This window comes from Caballeronia sp. (assembly GCF_028292365.1).
GTDB lineage: Bacteria > Pseudomonadota > Gammaproteobacteria > Burkholderiales > Burkholderiaceae > Caballeronia.
Genome location: NZ_JAQGMM010000068.1, coordinates 1 through 2,541, shown reverse-complemented (window position 1 = coordinate 2,541; position 2,541 = coordinate 1). Strand labels below are relative to the sequence as shown.

Below are 2,541 nucleotides of genomic sequence, written 5' to 3'. Positions count from 1 at the left end.
TGCCCGATCCTTCCGTGTGATACGTGTTCGCGTTGTAGCTGAGGAAGCCGCCGTTGACGCCCTGGTCCCACTGTTCGGGCGGCACGTAACCACGCGCCGAATTCTTCATGAACGCTTGCGGCACGCTCAATTCGAGCGTCTGTTGCGTGAAGTCGAAATCGACCGTTGCGCCCGGCACAACGGTGCCAATTTCATCGCAGGTTTCTGCATTCGTTGTAGTTGCAGTCGTGGTCACACCACGTCCCGCGGCCGCATCGGCCTTTGCCAGATCAACACCGGCGCTTTGCAACAGCGCGCGGCTGAAACACGGCTTTGAACCCGGCTTGCCGTCGGTTGAAACAAAGCGAATGTCCTCACGCGCCAGGCGCGCGCCGTTCACGATCAGGTCGACCGAATAGGTTCCCGGCGTCACGGCGTTGCCGCGCGTGAAACGGCTGGTATCGACTGTGCTGCCCGCCTCCCCGCGCAGATACGTGTTGTCGAAACTGACTTCATCGACGGCGCCTGTCTGCGTTTGAGTTTGCGTCGATGCAGCCACGTCGGCCATGGCCTGGGGAATCGCGCCACACGCCATCATCGAGAAAGCGATCGCGGCAAGCGGCTTCAGGCGCAGCCGGAAGGCGACCGGGTACTGAGCATTGAATGCGGTTTGAGCAGAGAGTTTCATGATTCAGCCTGCGATGATTGGGTCAATTCAGACGCGACTTGACCCATCGGGCTGTTCGGGACAGTCCGCTCGGTAAAACGCGTGTGGAGTGTTGGGGGAAGGCGTCGGCTCGGTACGGCCCGCGACACCTTCAATCCGCCCCGCTGAGGGGCGAAGGCTTCAGGTCGTTACGGGACAATCGGCGCGTCGAACGGCAGGGAGCCGCCGAAATCGCTGATGCCCTGGTACTTGACGTGCGCGTTGGCCGGAATTGCCTTGAGGTTCTTCACCGGGAACTGCGCGGTGCCGCGTGGCTCGACCATGCCGCCAATATCGTTCGTATAAGTCTGTCCGGCGCCCACCACATCGATCTTGTTGAACGACACGTAATAAGCCGTCGGATTCGTCGCCTTCACGTCGTAGCCCCTGTTGTCGGCTGAAGGCACCAGCGTCCAGGTCACCTTTCCGGCTGCTTCATCCGCCGTGCCCGGCAAGCCCTTCGGACGCGCAAACACCTTGATGCGCGTGCGGAACGCAAACTGCAGCGTGTTGGTGTCGGAAGTCTTCGCGGTCTTGGGCGGCACGTCGAGCACGTTCAGCCAGAACACCGACTCGCGGTCCTGCGGCAATGCATCGCCGGTGTACATCATGCGAATCGTCTGCGATTTCTTCGCATCCATGCGGAAGATCGGCGGCGTCAGCACGAACGGCGCGCTCGCTTCACCGGGCTTCGCATCGGCATTGCCCTTGTCCATCCAGACCTGAACCAGCGACGGTTCAGCGCGATCGTTAGTGAGCTTGACCGTCACCTCACGATTTTCAAGGGGATACACCACCCGCGTGCCGCCCACGGTCACGCTCGCGCCCGCACTGCCGGCGAGCAAGGCCGCGACCAGACCCAAACCACATGCAATTCGACTAATGGACTTCATGATTGATGCTTCTCCGTGAAAAACGTATCTCGAAATTTTGAGAAAAAACAGGCATCTGCACCCGCAGATGCCCGTTGAAACGCACTTACTGATAGTCGACCGTGTACTGAACCGAGGTGTTGACCGGGCCGGCGGTTGCCTTGCCCGTTGCGTAGTACTCAGCGAAGTACTTCAGGTTTGCGTCACCCGAAACAATCGCCGCGCCATTGCCTGCCATATCGTTGTTTTCGCCGGTGACGACGTTGATCGGCAGGTGCGATGCGTTGAGCAAACGAACCTGAACGTTTTGTGCGCCGCCAGGTGCCTGGTTCGTCAGATAACCATTGGTCTGGTCGATCGTCGGGCCGTTTTCGAAACGCGCTACTGCCTTCGTTTCGCTCGAGCAGCCGCTCAGCGTGAAGGTCATGTCGGTGGCCGCGCTCGTGCCGGATATTGCGCCCTTGGCGCCCAGGGTGCTGTTCGTCACCGTCGGCAGCGTGACGCTTTTGTCAGCGGCGCCAGCGACTTTGGTATCGATCGAGCAGGTGGTGTCGGTGACCGCACCGGTGAAGGTGATCGTGCCGTCAGACGCGTTTGCGCCGGTTGAAGCGAGTGCCAGTGTGGCGAGCGTTGCAGCAGCAGCGAGGGTGGAGATGAATGATTTCATGAACGTTTCCAATAGAGAAATGAATGCGGGTTTGTAGACACTTGCGGCACTTAGGATTCCTATCCCAGCTGATGCCGATCGCGCAGTGCGAGCCACGTTTTTTTCATCGTCTGGATTCGTGTGAGAGGCGATGAACCGGTTCGTCTGCGAGTGAATGAATATTAAGACCGGGCGCATCAGATGACCCTCGGAACTCTCTTAAAGAATTAGGACAAAACTAAGAATTCTTAAAATCAAAACGCTGGGGGTGGGACGAGCCGGGGGCGTTCATGAACGCCAAAAGGCGTCCGTGGTGTGCGGACGCCTTTTGGTTTCAG

At 59.1% G+C, this 2,541-nt stretch carries 3 protein-coding genes; all 3 read right to left on the bottom strand.

The genetic code is table 11. The features are described 5' to 3' along the window. On the bottom strand, positions 1-667 hold a 667-nt coding region (locus JWR14_RS03970; RefSeq protein WP_299701688.1), incomplete at its 3' end, for a FimD/PapC N-terminal domain-containing protein. Between the two features lie 167 nt (positions 668-834). After that, the gene (locus JWR14_RS03965) at positions 835-1,578 is read right to left on the bottom strand and encodes a fimbria/pilus periplasmic chaperone (protein WP_299701685.1); all 744 of its coding nucleotides are present in this window, start codon (positions 1,576-1,578) and stop codon (positions 835-837) included. Positions 1,579-1,663: 85 nt separating this feature from the next. Then, positions 1,664-2,224 carry a fimbrial protein gene (locus tag JWR14_RS03960; RefSeq protein WP_299701682.1) on the bottom strand — a complete coding sequence of 187 codons (561 nt, stop codon included), beginning with the start codon at positions 2,222-2,224 and terminating at the stop codon, positions 1,664-1,666. Between the last annotated feature and the right edge of the window lie 317 nt (positions 2,225-2,541).